At 64.2% G+C, this 15,972-nt stretch carries 15 protein-coding genes and 2 tRNA genes; 1 reads left to right on the forward strand and 16 read right to left on the reverse strand.

The features are described from left to right. Positions 1 to 32: 32 nt before the first annotated feature. The 13 genes from GWG67_RS28125 to GWG67_RS28185 all read right to left on the reverse strand — a co-directional run bounded on the left by GWG67_RS28125 (position 33) and on the right by GWG67_RS28185 (position 14,214). Positions 33 to 695, reverse strand: coding sequence for a protein-L-isoaspartate O-methyltransferase (locus GWG67_RS28125; RefSeq protein WP_275172594.1), 663 nt, complete (start codon positions 693 to 695; stop codon positions 33 to 35). A gap of 135 nt (positions 696 to 830) precedes the next feature. Further along, positions 831 to 1,010 carry a hypothetical protein gene (locus tag GWG67_RS28130; RefSeq protein WP_007591158.1) on the reverse strand — a complete coding sequence of 60 codons (180 nt, stop codon included), beginning with the start codon at positions 1,008 to 1,010 and terminating at the stop codon, positions 831 to 833. A 175-nt stretch (positions 1,011 to 1,185) separates the two neighbouring features. Beyond that, positions 1,186 to 1,260: transfer RNA gene (locus tag GWG67_RS28135), tRNA-Asn, on the reverse strand. Between the two features lie 134 nt (positions 1,261 to 1,394). After that, positions 1,395 to 1,763, reverse strand: a complete 369-nt coding sequence (locus tag GWG67_RS28140; RefSeq protein WP_275172595.1) for a hypothetical protein — start codon at positions 1,761 to 1,763, stop codon at positions 1,395 to 1,397. Positions 1,764 to 1,976: 213 nt separating this feature from the next. Then, complete coding sequence (locus GWG67_RS28145; RefSeq protein WP_275172596.1) at positions 1,977 to 3,671, reverse strand: flotillin family protein; 1,695 nt, start codon at positions 3,669 to 3,671, stop codon at positions 1,977 to 1,979. A 26-nt stretch (positions 3,672 to 3,697) separates the two neighbouring features. Further along, positions 3,698 to 4,357 (reverse strand): OB-fold-containig protein, encoded by a 660-nt coding sequence (locus GWG67_RS28150; protein WP_275172597.1) that lies wholly within the window; start codon positions 4,355 to 4,357, stop codon positions 3,698 to 3,700. A 10-nt stretch (positions 4,358 to 4,367) separates the two neighbouring features. Further along, the gene (locus GWG67_RS28155; protein ID WP_275172598.1) at positions 4,368 to 5,531 is read right to left on the reverse strand and encodes a PspA/IM30 family protein; all 1,164 of its coding nucleotides are present in this window, start codon (positions 5,529 to 5,531) and stop codon (positions 4,368 to 4,370) included. 1,156 nt (positions 5,532 to 6,687) lie between these two features. After that, entirely contained in the window at positions 6,688 to 7,086 is a 399-nt protein-coding gene (locus GWG67_RS28160; protein WP_275172599.1) for a RidA family protein, read from the reverse strand. 15 nt (positions 7,087 to 7,101) lie between these two features. Further along, on the reverse strand, positions 7,102 to 9,435 hold the full coding sequence (locus GWG67_RS28165) for an acetamidase/formamidase family protein (RefSeq protein WP_275172658.1): 2,334 nt from the start codon (positions 9,433 to 9,435) through the stop codon (positions 7,102 to 7,104). A 258-nt stretch (positions 9,436 to 9,693) separates the two neighbouring features. Beyond that, positions 9,694 to 10,935, reverse strand: coding sequence for an acetamidase/formamidase family protein (locus GWG67_RS28170; RefSeq protein ID WP_275172600.1), 1,242 nt, complete (start codon positions 10,933 to 10,935; stop codon positions 9,694 to 9,696). A gap of 49 nt (positions 10,936 to 10,984) precedes the next feature. Beyond that, the gene (locus GWG67_RS28175) at positions 10,985 to 12,607 is read right to left on the reverse strand and encodes an amino acid ABC transporter permease/ATP-binding protein (RefSeq protein WP_275172601.1); all 1,623 of its coding nucleotides are present in this window, start codon (positions 12,605 to 12,607) and stop codon (positions 10,985 to 10,987) included. Next, positions 12,607 to 13,524 (reverse strand): ABC transporter substrate-binding protein, encoded by a 918-nt coding sequence (locus GWG67_RS28180; protein ID WP_275172602.1) that lies wholly within the window; start codon positions 13,522 to 13,524, stop codon positions 12,607 to 12,609. Before GWG67_RS28180 ends, GWG67_RS28175 begins: the two co-directional genes overlap by 1 nt. A gap of 426 nt (positions 13,525 to 13,950) precedes the next feature. Continuing rightward, a complete protein-coding gene (locus GWG67_RS28185; protein ID WP_275172603.1) occupies positions 13,951 to 14,214 on the reverse strand; it encodes a hypothetical protein in 264 nt (87 codons plus the stop codon). A 254-nt stretch (positions 14,215 to 14,468) separates the two neighbouring features. Between GWG67_RS28185 and GWG67_RS28190 the strand changes: the two genes are divergently transcribed. Further along, complete coding sequence (locus tag GWG67_RS28190; protein WP_007591187.1) at positions 14,469 to 14,663, forward strand: hypothetical protein; 195 nt, start codon at positions 14,469 to 14,471, stop codon at positions 14,661 to 14,663. A gap of 86 nt (positions 14,664 to 14,749) precedes the next feature. On the opposite strand, the gene GWG67_RS28195 is transcribed toward GWG67_RS28190, so the two are convergent. From GWG67_RS28195 to GWG67_RS28205, 3 genes are all read right to left on the reverse strand, one after another. Continuing rightward, positions 14,750 to 14,896, reverse strand: coding sequence for a hypothetical protein (locus tag GWG67_RS28195; protein ID WP_007610232.1), 147 nt, complete (start codon positions 14,894 to 14,896; stop codon positions 14,750 to 14,752). A gap of 188 nt (positions 14,897 to 15,084) precedes the next feature. Then, positions 15,085 to 15,158, reverse strand: a tRNA-Cys gene (locus GWG67_RS28200). Between the two features lie 55 nt (positions 15,159 to 15,213). Continuing rightward, on the reverse strand, positions 15,214 to 15,948 hold the full coding sequence (locus tag GWG67_RS28205) for a tRNA-uridine aminocarboxypropyltransferase (protein WP_275172604.1): 735 nt from the start codon (positions 15,946 to 15,948) through the stop codon (positions 15,214 to 15,216). Positions 15,949 to 15,972 lie beyond the last annotated feature (24 nt).

Raw genomic sequence — 15,972 nt, forward strand, 5'->3', positions numbered from 1 at the left:
GGATTTTAACGGGCTAAAGCCGCTATCGGCCGTCAGAACACGAAGGCGGCGGCCCGTTCCAGCCCGGGAAGGACCGGGGCCGCGGCATCGAACAGCGCCCGATGGCCGAATTCGCCGTGGGTATGGGTCACGATCATGGCTCGCGGCGGCCTGGATTCGGCCGAAACCCCCAGCAGGCGCCCACCCTCCTTGAGCTGCCCGAGCAGCCCTGCCGGCGTCACCTCGGTGGCGCCGTTGAGGACGATCACATCATAGGGGCCAGCAGCGGGATCACCCTCGGTACAGGCCGCGGCCTTGCAGGCCACGTTAGCGAGCCCGAGGGCGGCGAAGACGTCATTGGCCTTCTTGGCCAGCGCCGAATCGCATTCCGTCGCGGTGACCTGGCGGGCGAGCTTGGCGGTCAGCGCAGCGAGATAGCCCGTGGCGCAGCCGACGACCAGCACGTTGTCACCCTCGCCGATCTCGGCGGCCTGGAGCAGCTTGCCGGTCAGCTGCGGCTTCATCAGGAACCGCTTGCCGCCCCCCTCGCTGACGTCGAGATCGAGGTCGAGATACGCCAATGCCTGCCGGCTGGCCGGCACGAAGGCCTCGCGCGGAACCGTGAGCATGGCGTCGAGAACACGACGGTCGGTGACGTCACTGGTGCGCACCTGGCCATCGACCATTTTTAGGCGCGCCGTCGAGAAAACGGACATTTGCGGACCCTGCAAGGCGGACGATGCCGCGGACGAAAGTTGGCGGCATCTTTGGAACAGGCCCTGCGAAAACGCAACATGGCTCTGGCCCCGCGAACCGGGCCCTTCCGCAACTCGCAATGTCGAGGGCGAGGCCTATTCGATCGTGACCGCGAGACGGCCGATCAATGCGGCGACTTCATCCAGCCGTGCCGAATCGTGGGTCTCGACCGCGCGCGCCAGACAGGCGAGGCATTCGTCATCGCTGAGTTCGGGGATGTCCGCCGGCAAAATGGAGGGAGCCAGCGGGGAACGGTCGACCTGGATGTCTCGCATGGGAATCAGCTCCTAAAAGACCGGCCTCTGGAAGCTCGATTTCAATTGAGTCGTTTTGGCGTCACCGCTGAGGATGCCGGCTCGCCCCGGTACACATCTAATTGAGAATTTGCCGCAACGAGATCGCACGCCAGATCAGAGTCTGGACGCAAGCCACTGAAAATGAAGCGGAATTTGGCTCCCCGGGCTGGATTCGAACCAGCGACCATCCGATTAACAGTCGGATGCTCTACCGCTGAGCTACCGAGGAAAAGGGCGAACCCGTCGTTCGCGCGCGGCTGCGTATAACAAAGCCGCTTGCGCTTGCAAAGGACGAATTCGCTATCTGGCACATTGCGGCGAGGAAGGGCGCATGGCCCCTCCTCCGCCTGACCTCAGGTCAAGTTACTCGGCGACGAACGAAGTGGTCTTGGTGCCGGAATCGTAGCGCAGCCGGAGCGCGGTGAACTTGCAGAGGTTGACGTTCTTCCAGAGCACGGTCTCGTCATAGTTCTGCCAGTCGACGCGGACGTTCCAGACACAGCCATCGTCATCATCGTCGAACTCGACATAGGTGCTCGCCTGGTTCTGCAAAACCTTCTCCAACTCGTTGTCCCATTCGTCCATGCCATCGTCCGGGGCGTTGAAGCCCAGGAATTTGATGGCATAGCCGGTCTCGTTGACGACGGTGACGTTGCGGGCGTCAGCCGCGAACGACGGCGCGGCGGCGATCGATAGACCGATCGCGATCAGTGCAGACAGAAAATACTTCATATCAAATTCCCCCGATCGAAACGGGCTTTCGGTGCCTGACGTCGATCGGCGCAGGCGCCGCGGCAACCAATGGCGTTGCCTTGAAGGATTCGTCGGAGGCGCAATCGAAAGGTTCGAGACGCGATCGATCCGCCTCCGGCTCGTTGCACGACGCGAGACGCGCAACGAGCCAATTCTTATCGATTCGAATTCTCCGCAGCAATGAACCGGCATTCATAGATCGGCGCGGTTTGTTGTCTCCGGCGCGGGCGCCGGCACCGCGGCGCCATTGCTCTTCCCCGTCACGGCGCCGACCAGCGCCTTTACGGGATCCTCGCCCGGCGCAAAGCCGCTCTGGCGCAGGATCTCGTCGATCATCGGACGCAGCGCGTGCACCTTGAGGAGTTCGCCGGCAAGCCCCTCGCCGAAGCCGACATTGCCTCCGCCGACGCCATTGCCGCCGAACGCCCCGCCGGTATGGAGGATGCGGACGTCCTTCAGGTTTCCGATGGGCTTGACCATTTCGGCCAGCGCCGACGGCATGATCTCGATCCGCTTCTTGGCGAGTTCGAAGTCGATGACGTTGGCCCCCAGCTTGTTCTGTGCCTCGTTCTTGAGTGTGATGATTGCGGCCTCGGCCTCGCCGATATTCCTGACGCCAACCGCCTTGATCTTGTTGGACTCGGCTTCGGCGGTGGCCAGCGTCTTGGTGGCCTCGGCGCGATCGAGCGCGGCCTTCTTCTCGGCTTCGGCCGCAACGATCACCTCGGTGGATTTTCGCTCGGCCTCGGTGCGCGCGGCGAGCACCTGGGTGAGACGGGCACGATCGGCAACCTCGACGGCGCGGGCGGTCACGACCTTTTCTTCCGCGGAAACGGCGACCGCTTCGGCCGTCTTGGCCTCGGTCAGGGCTTCCGAGGTCTGCTTGCTCTTGGACGCGATCTGGATCTCGTTCTCCTGGGTGGCGATCTGGATCTCGCGCTGCGCATCGGTCTTGCGCTTGTTGATCGCCAGGTCAGATTCGATCACTGCGGTTTCCTTCACCTGCTTGGCGCCCGCCTCCTTCTCGGCGACCGCCCGGTCGGTATCGATGCGGGCATTCTCCTCGGTCAGGCGTGCGGTTTGGGTCGCGGTTGCGACCTCGGCGCGGGTGCTCGCAGTTTTGTTGGCGATGTCGCGCTCCTGCGACAGTTCGGCCTCCTTCTTGGTCCGCTCGATCGTCAGGGTCTGCTGCCGCGCCTCGAGGTCCTTCTGTGCGATCGCGACCTCGTTGTCGCGCACAATGGCGTTGCGGTCGCGGCGACGAGTCTCGGTGACCGTCTTCAATTGGGTGAGACCTTCAGCGTCGAAGAAATTCTCCGGATTGAAGAATTTGACGTCGGTCTGGTCGAGTTTGGTCAGGGACACCGATTCAAGCTCGAGGCCGTTCGATTTCACGTCGGACTCGACCGTGGCCTGCACGTGCTTGACGAAGTCGGAGCGCTTCTCCTGGAGCTCGAGGATACTCATGGTGGCCGCCACCGAACGCAGACCGTCGACAAATTTCGCCTCGACCTGGTTGCGCAGCGCCTCGGCGTCGTTGGTCAGCGCGCCCAGCGTCTGGCTCGCCAGCGCGATGCTCTCATCGTCCGGGCGAACGCGCACGTAGAATTCGGCGACGATATCGACGCGCAAGCGATCCCTGGTGATCAGGGATTCCCGCTCCTTGCGCTCGACGGTCAGTCGCAGCGTCTTCAAATTGACGCTGGCATAGGAGTGGAAGATCGGCAGGATCATGGCGCCGCCGTCGAGCACGACCTTCTTGCCGCCGAGGCCGGTGCGCACGAAGGCCTCGTCGCGGGTGGCGCGCTTGTAGAGAATGGTGAAGACGATCCCGAGGACGACGATCAGCGCGACGCCGATCATGGCCGGGACTGCGATGTCGAACATGATGTTCTCCAATTAATAAATGACTGCTAGCTGCTTAGAGTGGGTTTGGACGGCTTGAGTTCATCGTCGGCCTTCACCGCCACGAAGCGGGTGCCGGCGCGATCGACCAGCAGGACCATGGTTCCCTGCGGCAGGGGCGACGATGACGGTGCGGCAACCGCCCAGACGAAATGCCGGTTACCGTGAACGTCGGCGACGCTGACGCGGCCGGGCGGTCCCTGGTCGAGCGGACCAATGACGACCTCGCCGACGCGGCCGACGAGATCGCCGAGGCCGACCGCATAGCTTTCGTCTTTGGGAATGGCCCGCGCGATGGCGCGGCTGGTGGCGCGAACGAGCGGAACCGAGACGACGACCGCCCCTACCGAGGCGACCGTCGCTGGTAAGGGACCGGCCACCATCCGTGCGATGTCCTGGATCAGGAAGCCGGTGATTGAGAAGGCACCGAGCAGCAACAGCAGGAAAATCAGCAGCGGCACGCCGCCGAGATTGATCCAGGAGATGGCGTTGACGACGCCATTGTCGCTGGGATGACCGAAATCGATGGTGGTGCCGAGCATTTCGCTCAGGGAGGCCCCGACCAGCATCGAGACCACTTCGATCGAGCCGACAATGAGGATCATGGCCGCCGCGATCGCGAACGGCCTGACCTCGGGCGACATGACATGTTCGAGCAGTGCGCTCATGACACAGGTCTCAGGAGCGCGACTTCAACCGGGCCAGCCTCGCTGCAATCTCCTTGTCGCGATGCAACGTGCTGAGCTCGTCGATGTCGCTCGAGAACGGGATGGATGCCGGAACGCCGGTGGCGCGCGCCACCGCCCTGCCCGCACGCAGCGCCTTGGCCGCCGCCGAGGTGCCGCCGGGCTTCCGCAGTGAAGTCGAGGCCTGGTGACTTGCGGCCGCCTCGCTCTTTTCGAGGTCGGCGCGGCGCAGTTCGGCGTCCTGGAGCGCCGAGAGAACGGCACGCAGAGACGTCACGCACTGCTCGATCTTTTCGTTGTTCTCGTCGATGGCGCGGGAGAGCACCTCGAACTGGGCCTCCAGATCCATCTGCCGCGCGATGCCCGAGCGGGCGAGATCGTCGCGGCTATCAGCGATCGCGCCCTCGATCTTTGGAGCGAGATCGGTCATCTCGCGCTCGATCTCGGTGCGGCGCGCGTTGAGGCGATATTCTTCGGCCCGCGCAGACGCGAGCGCATCTCGCGCCTCGGCCTCGGCGCGCTCGATCTCGCGGATGGCCTGTCCGACCACCCCAAGCTTGTTCTTGCCTTCGGCCTGCTCGATCGCGTCGTAGGCAATCCCGGCGATCAGGCGTCCGACCCGCGACAGGAAATTCTCGGGAGCGGCAGCGATGGTATCCATGGCGTTCTCCTCCTCTGGCAGATTGTTCGGCGTGACGCCGTAGTGAACTTCGAAACCGTCGTCGGTGCGGATCAGGTGCGCGGGCACGCTCTGCCCCCAGCCCTCGGCATAGCCGGCGTAGTCGAAGGGCACGCTGAAGCGCCCTTGCACGGTGGCAATCGAAATGGTGGCTGGACCTTTGATCTTGGCAAGCTTGTCGTCGAGCGGTAGGCGGCGCCCCTGGGCCGCGCGATAGTCGGCGCGGTCGCGCAGGCCCAGCGTCACCAGCCGCGAGGGCAGCGCGGTCTGTTTGCGGATTGGCTCATAGGCATGAGCATGCAGCAGGACGACGTTGGAACCCACGTTATGGCTCCGCGCCACCTCGTCCAGGATCTCCATCATGCGTTCATAGGCTCCGAACGTCGCCTCCAGCGCGGCCTTGGCGGCGGGGTCAGGCGCAAGTCGGTATCGCAGCGCCGATGGCGCGTTTCGGGGTGACGGGCTCACGGAAAGCACTAAAGCACCATTTTAGTGCCTTAGGAAGAGGAGGGTTGATCACGTTCCACTGATCCTTTGGCATCAGCGATTAGTCGAGGCGGCTGAAGTCTGCGTTCAAGCGCTTGATCACTTCTAAATCGCGGCCGACCAAGACTTCTTGCACGCGCGGGTTGCAATTTGAGACGAAATGGAGGGTCCCGGACAAGCGAAGCGCCGAGCCGGGAGCCCAGGAGCCAGGAGCCAGGAGCCAGGAAGTCGCACACACGCTGTGGCATCGGCTCCGGCTCAGCAGCGCACCGCTGAAGGAGCGCTGGGCTGCGTCCCGGGCACAAGACCGAGGTGGAGGCGCCCGCTCTCTCCACGTCATTGCGAGGAGCTCTTGCGACGAAGCCGTCCAGATCCCTACCATGGAGGATTTTGGATTGCTTCGCTGCGCTCGCAATGACGGAGCAAGCGGCATCGACGATCGCCAACAACTCCCATTCTGCGTCGCGGCCACAGCTTCGCGTCCTCGCGGCTTGACTCGCCCGAGCTTTGCTTCGTCTCGTACACCCTCCTCGTCAGAGGGCGCAGGGAAGACCGGGTGCCGGCTGGCACCCACGGTCCACTGTGCGAAGGTTGCACTACAAGAGGCTGCACAGCGGCATACAGGTGAAGCCCAACACACGGCCTTCCCTGCGCAGTGGTTTGACGGCTTATGCCGAGTTCTCCCCGGGGAGCGATGCACTATTGCCCCCGTCGCCTTGTGGATGGCTGATGCGGATGCCCGGTCGGGCAGCCCACATCACCACAAGACTTGACGCACAGACCCCGGGCGTCAGGACGACACGGTTTTGCCGTACGCTGTCAGCACCGGTCGTGTGCGCGACGCCTTCGCTCACGGTTTCCCGCCCTGCGAGGCCCTTCGCGCCGATGCTGCCCGCGTCCACCGCAGCTCACCCCACGTTTCGTGACGATCGCGATACGCCCCTCTGACCGGGGTGAGGTGGCGACAAGATGCGATAAATCAGAATTTCTGTAAAGGCGAATATTTTCGCGCGAGCGGATTGACCTGTCGTTTGGGTGTTTTGCCCGTCGGGCGACGCAAGGTCTTGTAGCCCGGATGGAGCGCAGCGTGATCCGGGGGCCCTGTCTCCGCGGAACGAATCCCGGATTGCGCTTCGCTCCATCCGGGCTACGGACTGTCGTCTGACGGCCGACGGCACACCAGGTCGATCTCGATCAGTGCGTCATAGGCAAGTCCGGTGACACCGACGCAGGTGCGGGCCGGCAGCCGTCCGGGCGCGAAGAATTCGCGATAGGTGTCGTTCATCGCGGTGTAGTCTTCCTTGAAACGCGTGAGATAGATGCGTGTCATCACGACGTGTTCGAGACCGAGGTCGACGCCCGCCAAAACAACTTTCAGGTTCTCCATCACCGCCCTCGTCTGCGCGACGATGCCGTCGGGCAACACGCCCGGTGTTTGCGGCGTGTCCGGCATTTGGCCGGTGATGAAGACAAAACCGTCGGTCTCCACCGCGTGGCTGAAGGGCGCGACCGGCTTCGGTCCGCCGCTGATCATGTGGAATTTCACTGGGTATCCTTCGGTTTAAGGCGCGTTCTGAAACAGGCGCTTGCTGATGATCGCGTGCACGCCCCAATTGCCGTCGACCACCTGCGTGACGCCGAAGTCGACCGCGGCCGACATCAGCGCGATCGCCTCGTCCTCGCTGAGACCCTTCACGTTCATCAGGAAGCGTCGCATCTTGCGAAACGCATCTTTCATGGCGAGATCGAGCGAGGACTTTGCGTAGACCTCGCTCTGGCCCTGCGCGCCGAACTCGGCGAGGTAGTTGGGATGGCTGAATCCGGTCAGGACCCAATCGGACTCGGTCTCGATCAGGGGATAAGACAGATCGGCGAACGGCTGACCGCCGAGGTCGGCCTTCTTGTGCAGGATCACCTCGAAGGTTCCGGTCATCGAGCATTCAATCGCGGTGCCGCTCAATTCGCCGTCACCTTGCGTGGCATGGGGATCGCCGACCGACAGCAATGCGCCGGGAACGGAGACCGGAAGATAGACGGTCGCCCCCTTCCCCAAGCGCCAATTGTCGAGATTGCCGCCGAAATAGGACGGCGGCACGGAGTCGATGAAATCGACCTCGCGCGGCGCCACCGCGATCACGCCGAAATGCGGGCGCAAGGGAATGCGGATGCCGTCGAGCACGGCGTGGCGGCGCTTTACCGTGCCGCGCAAGACCGGAACGCCGGGATAGTCATAGGTGGGGTGCACCACTCCAAACGGGTCGGTCTGCGGCTCCCAGCGGTAGGAATACAGCGCGCGGGCATGCGGCGCATCGGTGTCGTCGAAGATCTCGTAGATCGTCACGACCTCGCGCGGCTTCGGCCCTGAAAGAAATTCGTCGTAATGATAGCCCCACCAGGCCGCGACCGAGGAGCCGAACACGCGCCCTGAATGTTTCGGATGACGACTTGCGCGCGGTACGATGTCGAGGATCCGCACTTCCAGCACGTCGCCGGGCTGGGCATCCTTCACCGAGACCGGCCCCGTGCAGATGTGCACACCAAAGCCTTCGCCGGCGCCGCGCCCGAATATGCTGGCATCCATCGGACCCGCGCCGCGGCGATCGACGTTCTTCCTCGCCTTGGTCCAGCCGAACACGTTTTCGGCGGCGGCATCGCCCGCGATCATCAGCTCAGGATCGTCGGAGGCGTGCTGCGTCAGGGTTTCGATCGTGACGGTATCACCCGAATTGATCTCGAGCTGCGGTTGTAGCGAGCGACTGAAATATCCCCAATGAACACGGTTGGCTTCGATCGGAAGATGATGATGTTTGCGTTCGGCCGTTCTCGGCTCATCGATGTCGGTACGGGCCAGATTGCCGCGCGCCTCGGCGCTCGCCTGGTGCACGCGAAGCTGGGCCAGCGCATCCTGCGGCCAGCCGCGCTGACCGGCTATCCCCTGCTGCGTCGTCGCCCGCTCGGCCTCCTGCTGGCGAAACTCGCGCGGCGGCAGTCCGAAACGATGACGGAAGGCGCGGCTGAAATGTGCGGAATCGCCAAAGCCATAGGCGTAGGCGATCTCCGAAATCGAGCGATGCGCCTCCGACGGATTGGACAGATCGGCCCAGGCGCGCTGCAGCCGTCGCTCGCGCACGTAGTGAGTAAAGTTGTCGCCGACGGTCTCGAACAGCTTTTGCAGATAACGCTCGGAAATCCCTTCGGCCTGCGCGACGCGCGCCGGCACCAGTTCGGGATCGTCGAGGCGGCGTTCGATGGTCTGGCAGATCCGGTGCAGCAGTGCCGACTGCGTCGCACTCGATCCGGCGTCGGACGTCGAAGCCGCCAATTGATGGGCGAGTGTCAGCAGGAGATCGACGAGCGACTGCGTGACCGCATTCCATTCGGCGTCGCTCAGCGTGTCGAGCGTGCGCGCAGTCGCGTCCATCAAGCGCGCGAAGACGTCGGCAAAGCCGCTGGGCGGAACGACCCTGGGTTCGCCGAGCCGCGGCCTACCCGAGAGGCGGCCGTGCAGCGCCTCCGACGTCACCGACAGCACGATGGCGCGCATGTCGCGCTGGAACACGATGCTCCAGTCCCCGCTCCGCGGTAGCAGCACGAGATGACCGACCGGAACGATGCGATGGCCGCCGGCGCTCTTGAGCACCATGCCGTCTTCGACCGGCATCAGCGCAATCGGCAGGTCTTCGTTGGCCTGCGTGCGCGGACCAATGGTCTGGGCGCCGGCCGCCATGCGCGTCAGCGCGACGCCTGCGGCGTGGCGATGCGACGCCGTTGCGTGCCCGTCGAGGAAGGAATGGCCCGCCGCCGGCTGCAGGCCGACCGCGGCCAGCACGTCCCGCCAGGCTTCGGGGCGGTCGTCTTGCGCGTAGGACTCGCTCGTGAAGGGACGGAAGCTCATCGGATCGACCCAGATTGCAGTGGATCGAAGCAACCTCTGTGCCAGACGCACGCGGTCATCCGTCGCAGCGACGGGCCGCAAATGACGGTCTTTGGTCACGCGCTCATCCTGGAAACGAGCTGTTCTTCAGAGTGTTGGAGCGGGATATCAATGTCGAGCACGATGCGTAGCCCGGATGGAGCGAAGCGTAATCCGGAGCCTTTTGAGTCCGCCGTGACAAACCCGGATTACGCTTCGCTCCCTCCGGGCTACGGCACATCAGTCGCACCGAAAGATGTTCTTGCGGATCGTGCCGTGTACGCCCCAATTGGCGTCGACCACCTGGGTGACGCCGAAATCGGCGCCGACCGATAGCAGCGAGATCGCCTCGTCCTCGCTCAAACCGTGCACGGTCATCAGGAACCTCCTGAGCTTGCGGAACGCATCGCGCATCGCGCGGTCGAGACTCGAGTGATTGGCAATCTCGGTTTGTGCATCGGCGCCGAGCGCGGCGAGGTAGTTCGGATAGGTGAAGCCGTAGAACGACCAGGCCTGATCGGTCTCCAGCATCGGATGGTCGAGACCTTCGAGGCTGGTGCCGGCAAGATCGGCCTTCTTGTGCAGGACGAACTCGAAATCGCCGGTCAGCGAGGTCTCGATCGCGGTGCCGCCAAGCTCGCTGTCACCTTGCGCGGCGTGGGGATCGCCGACCGAGAAATAGGCGCCGGGGACCGCGACCGGATAGAACATCCGCGCGCCCTTGCCGATGCGCCAGTCGTCGATGTTGCCGCCGGTATAACCCGGCGGGATCGAGCTGACGAAATCGGCCTCGGACGGTGCGAGCCCCATGGTGCCGAAATGCAGCCGTGCCGGCACCTTGACGCTTGCGAGGATGTTCTCGCGCTTCTTGATGGTGGCGTGATCGACGCGCACGCCGGGATAATCGATGGTCGGATGCACGATGCCGTCAGGATCGGTCTGCGGCGTCCAGACGTAATTGTAGACGGCCTTGGCGCAGGGCTCGCCTGACGTGTCGAGCTCGAAGATGGTGACGACCTCGCGCGGCTTCGGCTCCTCGATCAGATCGTGATAGTGAAACCCCCAGTTCGCGGCGACGTTGGAGCCGAAGCAGCGCCCGGCATGACAGGCGCTGCAGCTCGGCCGCGGCCTGATATCGAGGATGCGCACTTCGAGGATATCGCCGGGCTCGGCGCCTTCGATCGCGACCGGACCAGTGAGGAGATGCACGCCGATCCCCTCGCCTGCGCCGCGGATGAACGGGCCATCCGTCGGGCCCGAACCGCGCCGCGCGACGGCCTTGTGCTCGCGCGTCCACTGGAACACGCTCTCGGCGCCGGGATCGCCTTGGATCATGCGCTCGTAATCATCGTTGGCGTGGTGGGTCAGCGTCTCGATGGTGGCGCGGTCGCCCGAGCGCAGCGTCACGGCCGGCGCGACCTTTTTGGAGAAATAGCCCCAGTGAACGGTCTTCGGCGAAACCGGCAGCGTGAAATGCTTCATGAGGTGGCCTCTTCTGGAAACGCGGTCTTGAACGGTGTGGGTGCGGCTCTCATCGCACCGCCTCCGGAGTCTTGTCGGCTTCCATCACGCTGAGGAAACGTGCCGTCAGCGGATTGCGGGGATTGGAGAGCACCTCGTGCGCGGGCCCCTCCTCGATGATCGTGCCGCCGCTCAGGAACGCGACACGGTCGGCGACCTCGTCGGCGAAGCGGATCTGGTGGGTCGAGATGATCATGGTGAGGCCGTCATCGATGGCGAGCCGCCGGATCACCTCCAGCACCTCGCTGACGAGCTCGGGATCGAGCGCCGAGGTCGGCTCGTCCAGGAGCAGCACGCTGGGGTTCGGTGCGAGCGCTCGGGCGATCGCGACGCGCTGCTGCTGGCCGCCGGAAAGATGCCGCGGCAGCGCATCTGCGCGGTGCGAAAGCCCGACCCGGTCGAGCAGCTCGGCGGCCCGGCGGTCGGCATCGATGCGGGTCATGCCGTGCACCCAGCGCAAGGGACCCGCGATGTTCTCCTTGGCCGAGAGATGGGCGAACAGGTTGAATTGCTGGAACACCATGCCGACGCCCACGCTTGCCCGCTCATTGGCGATCGCGCGTGGCGGCAGCAGTTTGCCGTCGTCGTCAAAACCAAGACGCCGGCCGCCGACACGCACGGTGCCTCCATCCCAGCTTTCGAGATGATTGATACACCGGAGCAGCGTGCTCTTGCCGGAGCCGCTGGGCCCGAGCAGCGCGACGACTTCGCCGACACGCACGGTGAGATCGAGGCCGCCAAGCACCTTTTGCGTGCCGTAGCTCTTGGTGAGGTCCCTGGTCTCGACCGCGATGTTGTTGCGCGAAATCGTCGCCGCACGCCGGGTGCGCTCCTCGCGGGTCAGCGCCCGCGGCGGCGCGTCGACAGGCTGCGCCTGCACGGGTTCGGGCTCATGCGCCGTGACCGCGGCAAGTTCGAGCTTGGTGGCGAGATCGACGCGGCGCCAGGGCAGATAATCGGCGAGCTTGCGCTGGCGACCTTTGGTGCGATCGAGATCGAGCAACCATTCGACGAAAAGCTGGATGATGCTGATGGCAAAGGTCAGCACCAGATACAGCAGGCCCGAGGCGAAGAAGATCGAGAAGAAGTCGAAGGTCGAGGACGCAAGCTGGGTCGAGCGCAGTGTCAGCTCCTGGACCGCGACCACGGAGGCCAGCGAGGAGTTCTTCAGCGCGCTCACGGCCTCGTTGCCGAAGGCCGGGATCATGGTGCGGATCGCCTGCGGCGCGATCACCCGCCACATCAGGATCCGCGGCGTCATGCCGAGCGCCTGGCCGGCCGTCACCTGCCCGCGATCGACACCCAGCACGCCGGCGCGCAGCATCTCGGCGATGAACGGCGCCTCGTTGCAGGCCAGCGCAAGGCCGGCGGCCAGCACCGCCGGCAGCTTGATGCCGATATGCGGCAGTGCGTCGTAGGCGAACACCATTTGCAGGATCAGCGGCGTGCCGCGGAAGATCACGGTGTAGGCCCTGGCGATCGCCGCCAGAAGCCAGAAGCGGGAGAGCTGCATGCCGGCGAGGATCAATCCGAGGATCAATCCGCCGCCGAGCCCGAGGGCAGTCACCTCGAGGGTGAGCTCGATGCCCTCGAGCAGATACGGCATGCTCAGGTAATGGAGGAACAGCGACATCAGTCGGCCGTCAGAATGTCAGGCTCCTTGAAATTGTTCACGTCGAGCCCGTGCTTCTTCAGAAGCTCCATATGCGTGCCGGCCTTCTGCACCTCGATCAGGGCGGCGAGCACGGCGTCGCGGAATTTCGGCTTGTCCTTCGGGACGGCGATGCCAACGGAATACGGGATCGTCACCGCGGTCGCCTTCTCCAGCTTGTCCGGATAGGCCTTGACCGCGCTGTCGACGGTGTTGACGTCGTTGACATAGGTGTCGGCACGACCGGCGAGGATCGCCTGGATGCAGTTGGCGTTGTTGTCGTAGAGCTGGATGGTCGGCTCGGCCTTGCCGGCCTTCTTGCACTCGGGCATCAGCGCCTGGATCAGGGGCACCTCGACATAGCCGGTGTTTTCGGCGGCAGCGGCGCCGCACATCGACATGTTGATGCCGTTGATGCCCTTCGGATTGCCCTTGGCGACAAGCACACCGTCGAACACTTTCGAATAGGTGATGAAGTCGGCGGCCTTGGCGCGCTCCTTGGTGGCATAGATGTCGGAAATGACGATGTCAGCTTGTCCCGCGGCGAGCGTGGTCAGGAGTGCCGCGAACGTCACCGGCTTGTAGGTCAGCTTGAAGCCGAGGCATTCGCCGATGGCTTCCCCCAGATCGATGTCGAAGCCGATATATTGGCTGGGGTTCTTCGGATCGATGGTCTCATAGCCCGGCGTGTGCGGATTGATGGCATTGACCAGCGTCTTGCCCTTCCAGTCCGGATATTTGTCCTGGAGCGCGGCGCAGGCCGCAGGCGCCGCAGCTTGCGCGCTCAGGGGCGCGGCTGCCAGCGCGCCGAAGGCGACGGCAGCGCCGAGCGCGGCCTTGCGCCAAGACAGCGATGCACGCGCGTTCCCCCACGCCTGGGGCAATACCGGTCTTTCCATGTCCAGCTCCTTCGAATTGTCATGGCAATGGCCATGTTCCAGATCTCGGAAGCGAGCCTAGGAGGAGAGCGGACCGGAAAGCTTGTCCGCGGGCGTACAAAAAATTGGATGGAGGAGCCCGTGATTTGGGCAGGCGGCTGCCCAAAAACTGTTCGTTAATGCGGGACGCTCGCGGAATGTATTTCCGAATTCGGAAGAACCACATGATCTTGCGTTTCGCCGCGATCTGCCCGATCAGGGAATCATTTGGTGAGGTCATTTGACAGAGACATGACAATCGCAGGACGCATCTGCGGCCGACATCCACATCACTGCCGTCCACAGCCTGTCCGCAGCATAACCACAGGCATATCCACAGGCCGACTATGCCGGATTCGCGAGCTCCCGCGAGCCACTTGCTGCGCACAAATCCACAGGGCCGGTATGTCAGCCGCCAGCCTGATCGAACACGGAGCGGCAAGCCTCACTCAAGCTTGGTCTGTTACGGCGCAGGCAGGCCGTGATGGCGCGAACGTTGGGGATTTCGCCGGCACAGAGTCGGTAGACGTCGGGGGTACAGGCCCGGCGTTGCTCGGCCGTTCCCTGCTGCGCGTGGGCGGCGGAGGCAAACAGCGTCAGGAACAGCCCGACCGTTGATGCGCGACGCGCCCGGCTTTTCACACCCGCAAACCGCAAGAACCTCGCCTTCATGACCAGTCTCCCGTCTGCCCTGCCCGCCGGCCTGCATTGGCCGGTGAGCAAAGGGGTAGGAGAAACAAACAGCGAAAGATGTGACCTCCTTCACACTGCGGGCACGCGGCAGGAACCTAATATCCCCAAGAGGATTTCATGACTCGCTAACCAATCAGGACCCGATTGGCGGATCGTTAAAATGCGAACGATCGGCTCAACCGGGAAACAAACCGGCTTTGCGACATTGCGCCATCCGCGGTCCGGAGGGTGTGATGAGCGAAGCCGAATTCAACTTGCTGCTGGATGCCGTCCAGGACGCCATGGTCCATGAAGATCTGGCGTTCGTGCCGGGGGAGGATTTCGTGCCGCGCTCGTGGACCTATTACGCGAAGCCCAAAGCTGCCAATGACAACGAGGGCGCCTGGCCCCTGCTGCCCTTTCCGGACGGCTGGTACGCGGCCTGCTGAAGCCAATTTCACCGTGAGCCGATGCGCCCGCGCTCCGCGGGCGTTTTGCTATGGCGGCTACGCTGCGAAATCCGGCGTGGCCGCGATCAGGTCTTGACGCGCTCGCCGCCGTCCTGCGGCGCTTGGTCGGGTGCGGCCGGCGGAAAGATGCTGTCATAGATCGCGCGGGCCTCGCGAATGAGGCGAGCCCGCTCCAGCTCGGATTTCGGGACAAATCGGACGATTTCGCTCACGTGCTCTCCAGCGTTCGATCGTTGGGATGCATCACTTCGCAGATGCGAAGACTATGCCAGCGGGCTGAAAGGCGGGTTTCCGCCGGGCCCCGGGCAAACCCGGTGTGCACGGCCAGCGCGTATCGCCCGCGCGGGCCGATGGCAGCCGCGATGCGATCGAATATTGCTGAGATATCAGGAGGTTGTGATGGAGGCCACGTCGGGACTCGAACCCGAGTAAACGGTTTTGCAGACCGGCGCGTAACCACTCCGCCACGTGGCCCCAACGAGGGCGGAGCAATATAGGGGATCACGGGTTTAGGCAACCCCGACTGGAGTCAGGCTCGCTTGCTCCGCCGGACACCGCGCCGGCGGTCCTTCACCGGCGGCTTCGGAGCCAGTTCGGGCATCTCGACCTGGACCTCGCGGTAGCGGGTTAGCATCCGTTCGAAACTGGCATTCAGCGTCTCCGCGATGTCCGGGCGCTTCTCCAGAACGGAGAGGATCGTGGCTGCGGCCTCGATGGTCGACAGTCCGTCCTTCCGAGGTTCCTTGCGCAGCCGGCCGTAGCGCGACGGGGCCGCCGGGTTGAGGATGACGCGCTGGCATTTCAGCATCCACGGGTTGCGCCACCACAGCGCCTTGGCCTGGCTCCAGGTGCCGTCGAGCAGCACTACGCCTTCGAGCTTGCCGAGGAGCGCGCGCTGGTTGTCCGCGACCTCGCCCTTGCGGTTGAGCGCCAGGATTTCGCCCTCGGCCTCGAGATCGGCGGCGTGCGCCGAGCCGAGATAGAGCACGGCCCAGTGCGAGGCGTTCTCAATCGGCTGCGCCAGCGCCTTGGACAGGCTCGGCCAGGACAAGCCGACCCGCAGCGTGGCACCTTCGAAATGCTTCGCAAGCAGCCGGGCGGTACCGAGCGCCCTGTCCTGCTCCTGCGGATGCTGAAGGATCAGGAGCGAGAGCCGGTTCTTGATCGGCGTGACGCTGTCGCAGATGCACAGCGGCATCGGCTTCTGGCAGTACGGGCATTCGGGGATCGGATCGGCCGGCGCGGCGGCGGTGGGGTTCGACATGGTCGCCGCTATACGCTCTGCACG

This window comes from Bradyrhizobium sp. CSS354, assembly GCF_029051725.1.
In the GTDB taxonomy this organism is placed as follows: Bacteria; Pseudomonadota; Alphaproteobacteria; order Rhizobiales; family Xanthobacteraceae; genus Bradyrhizobium.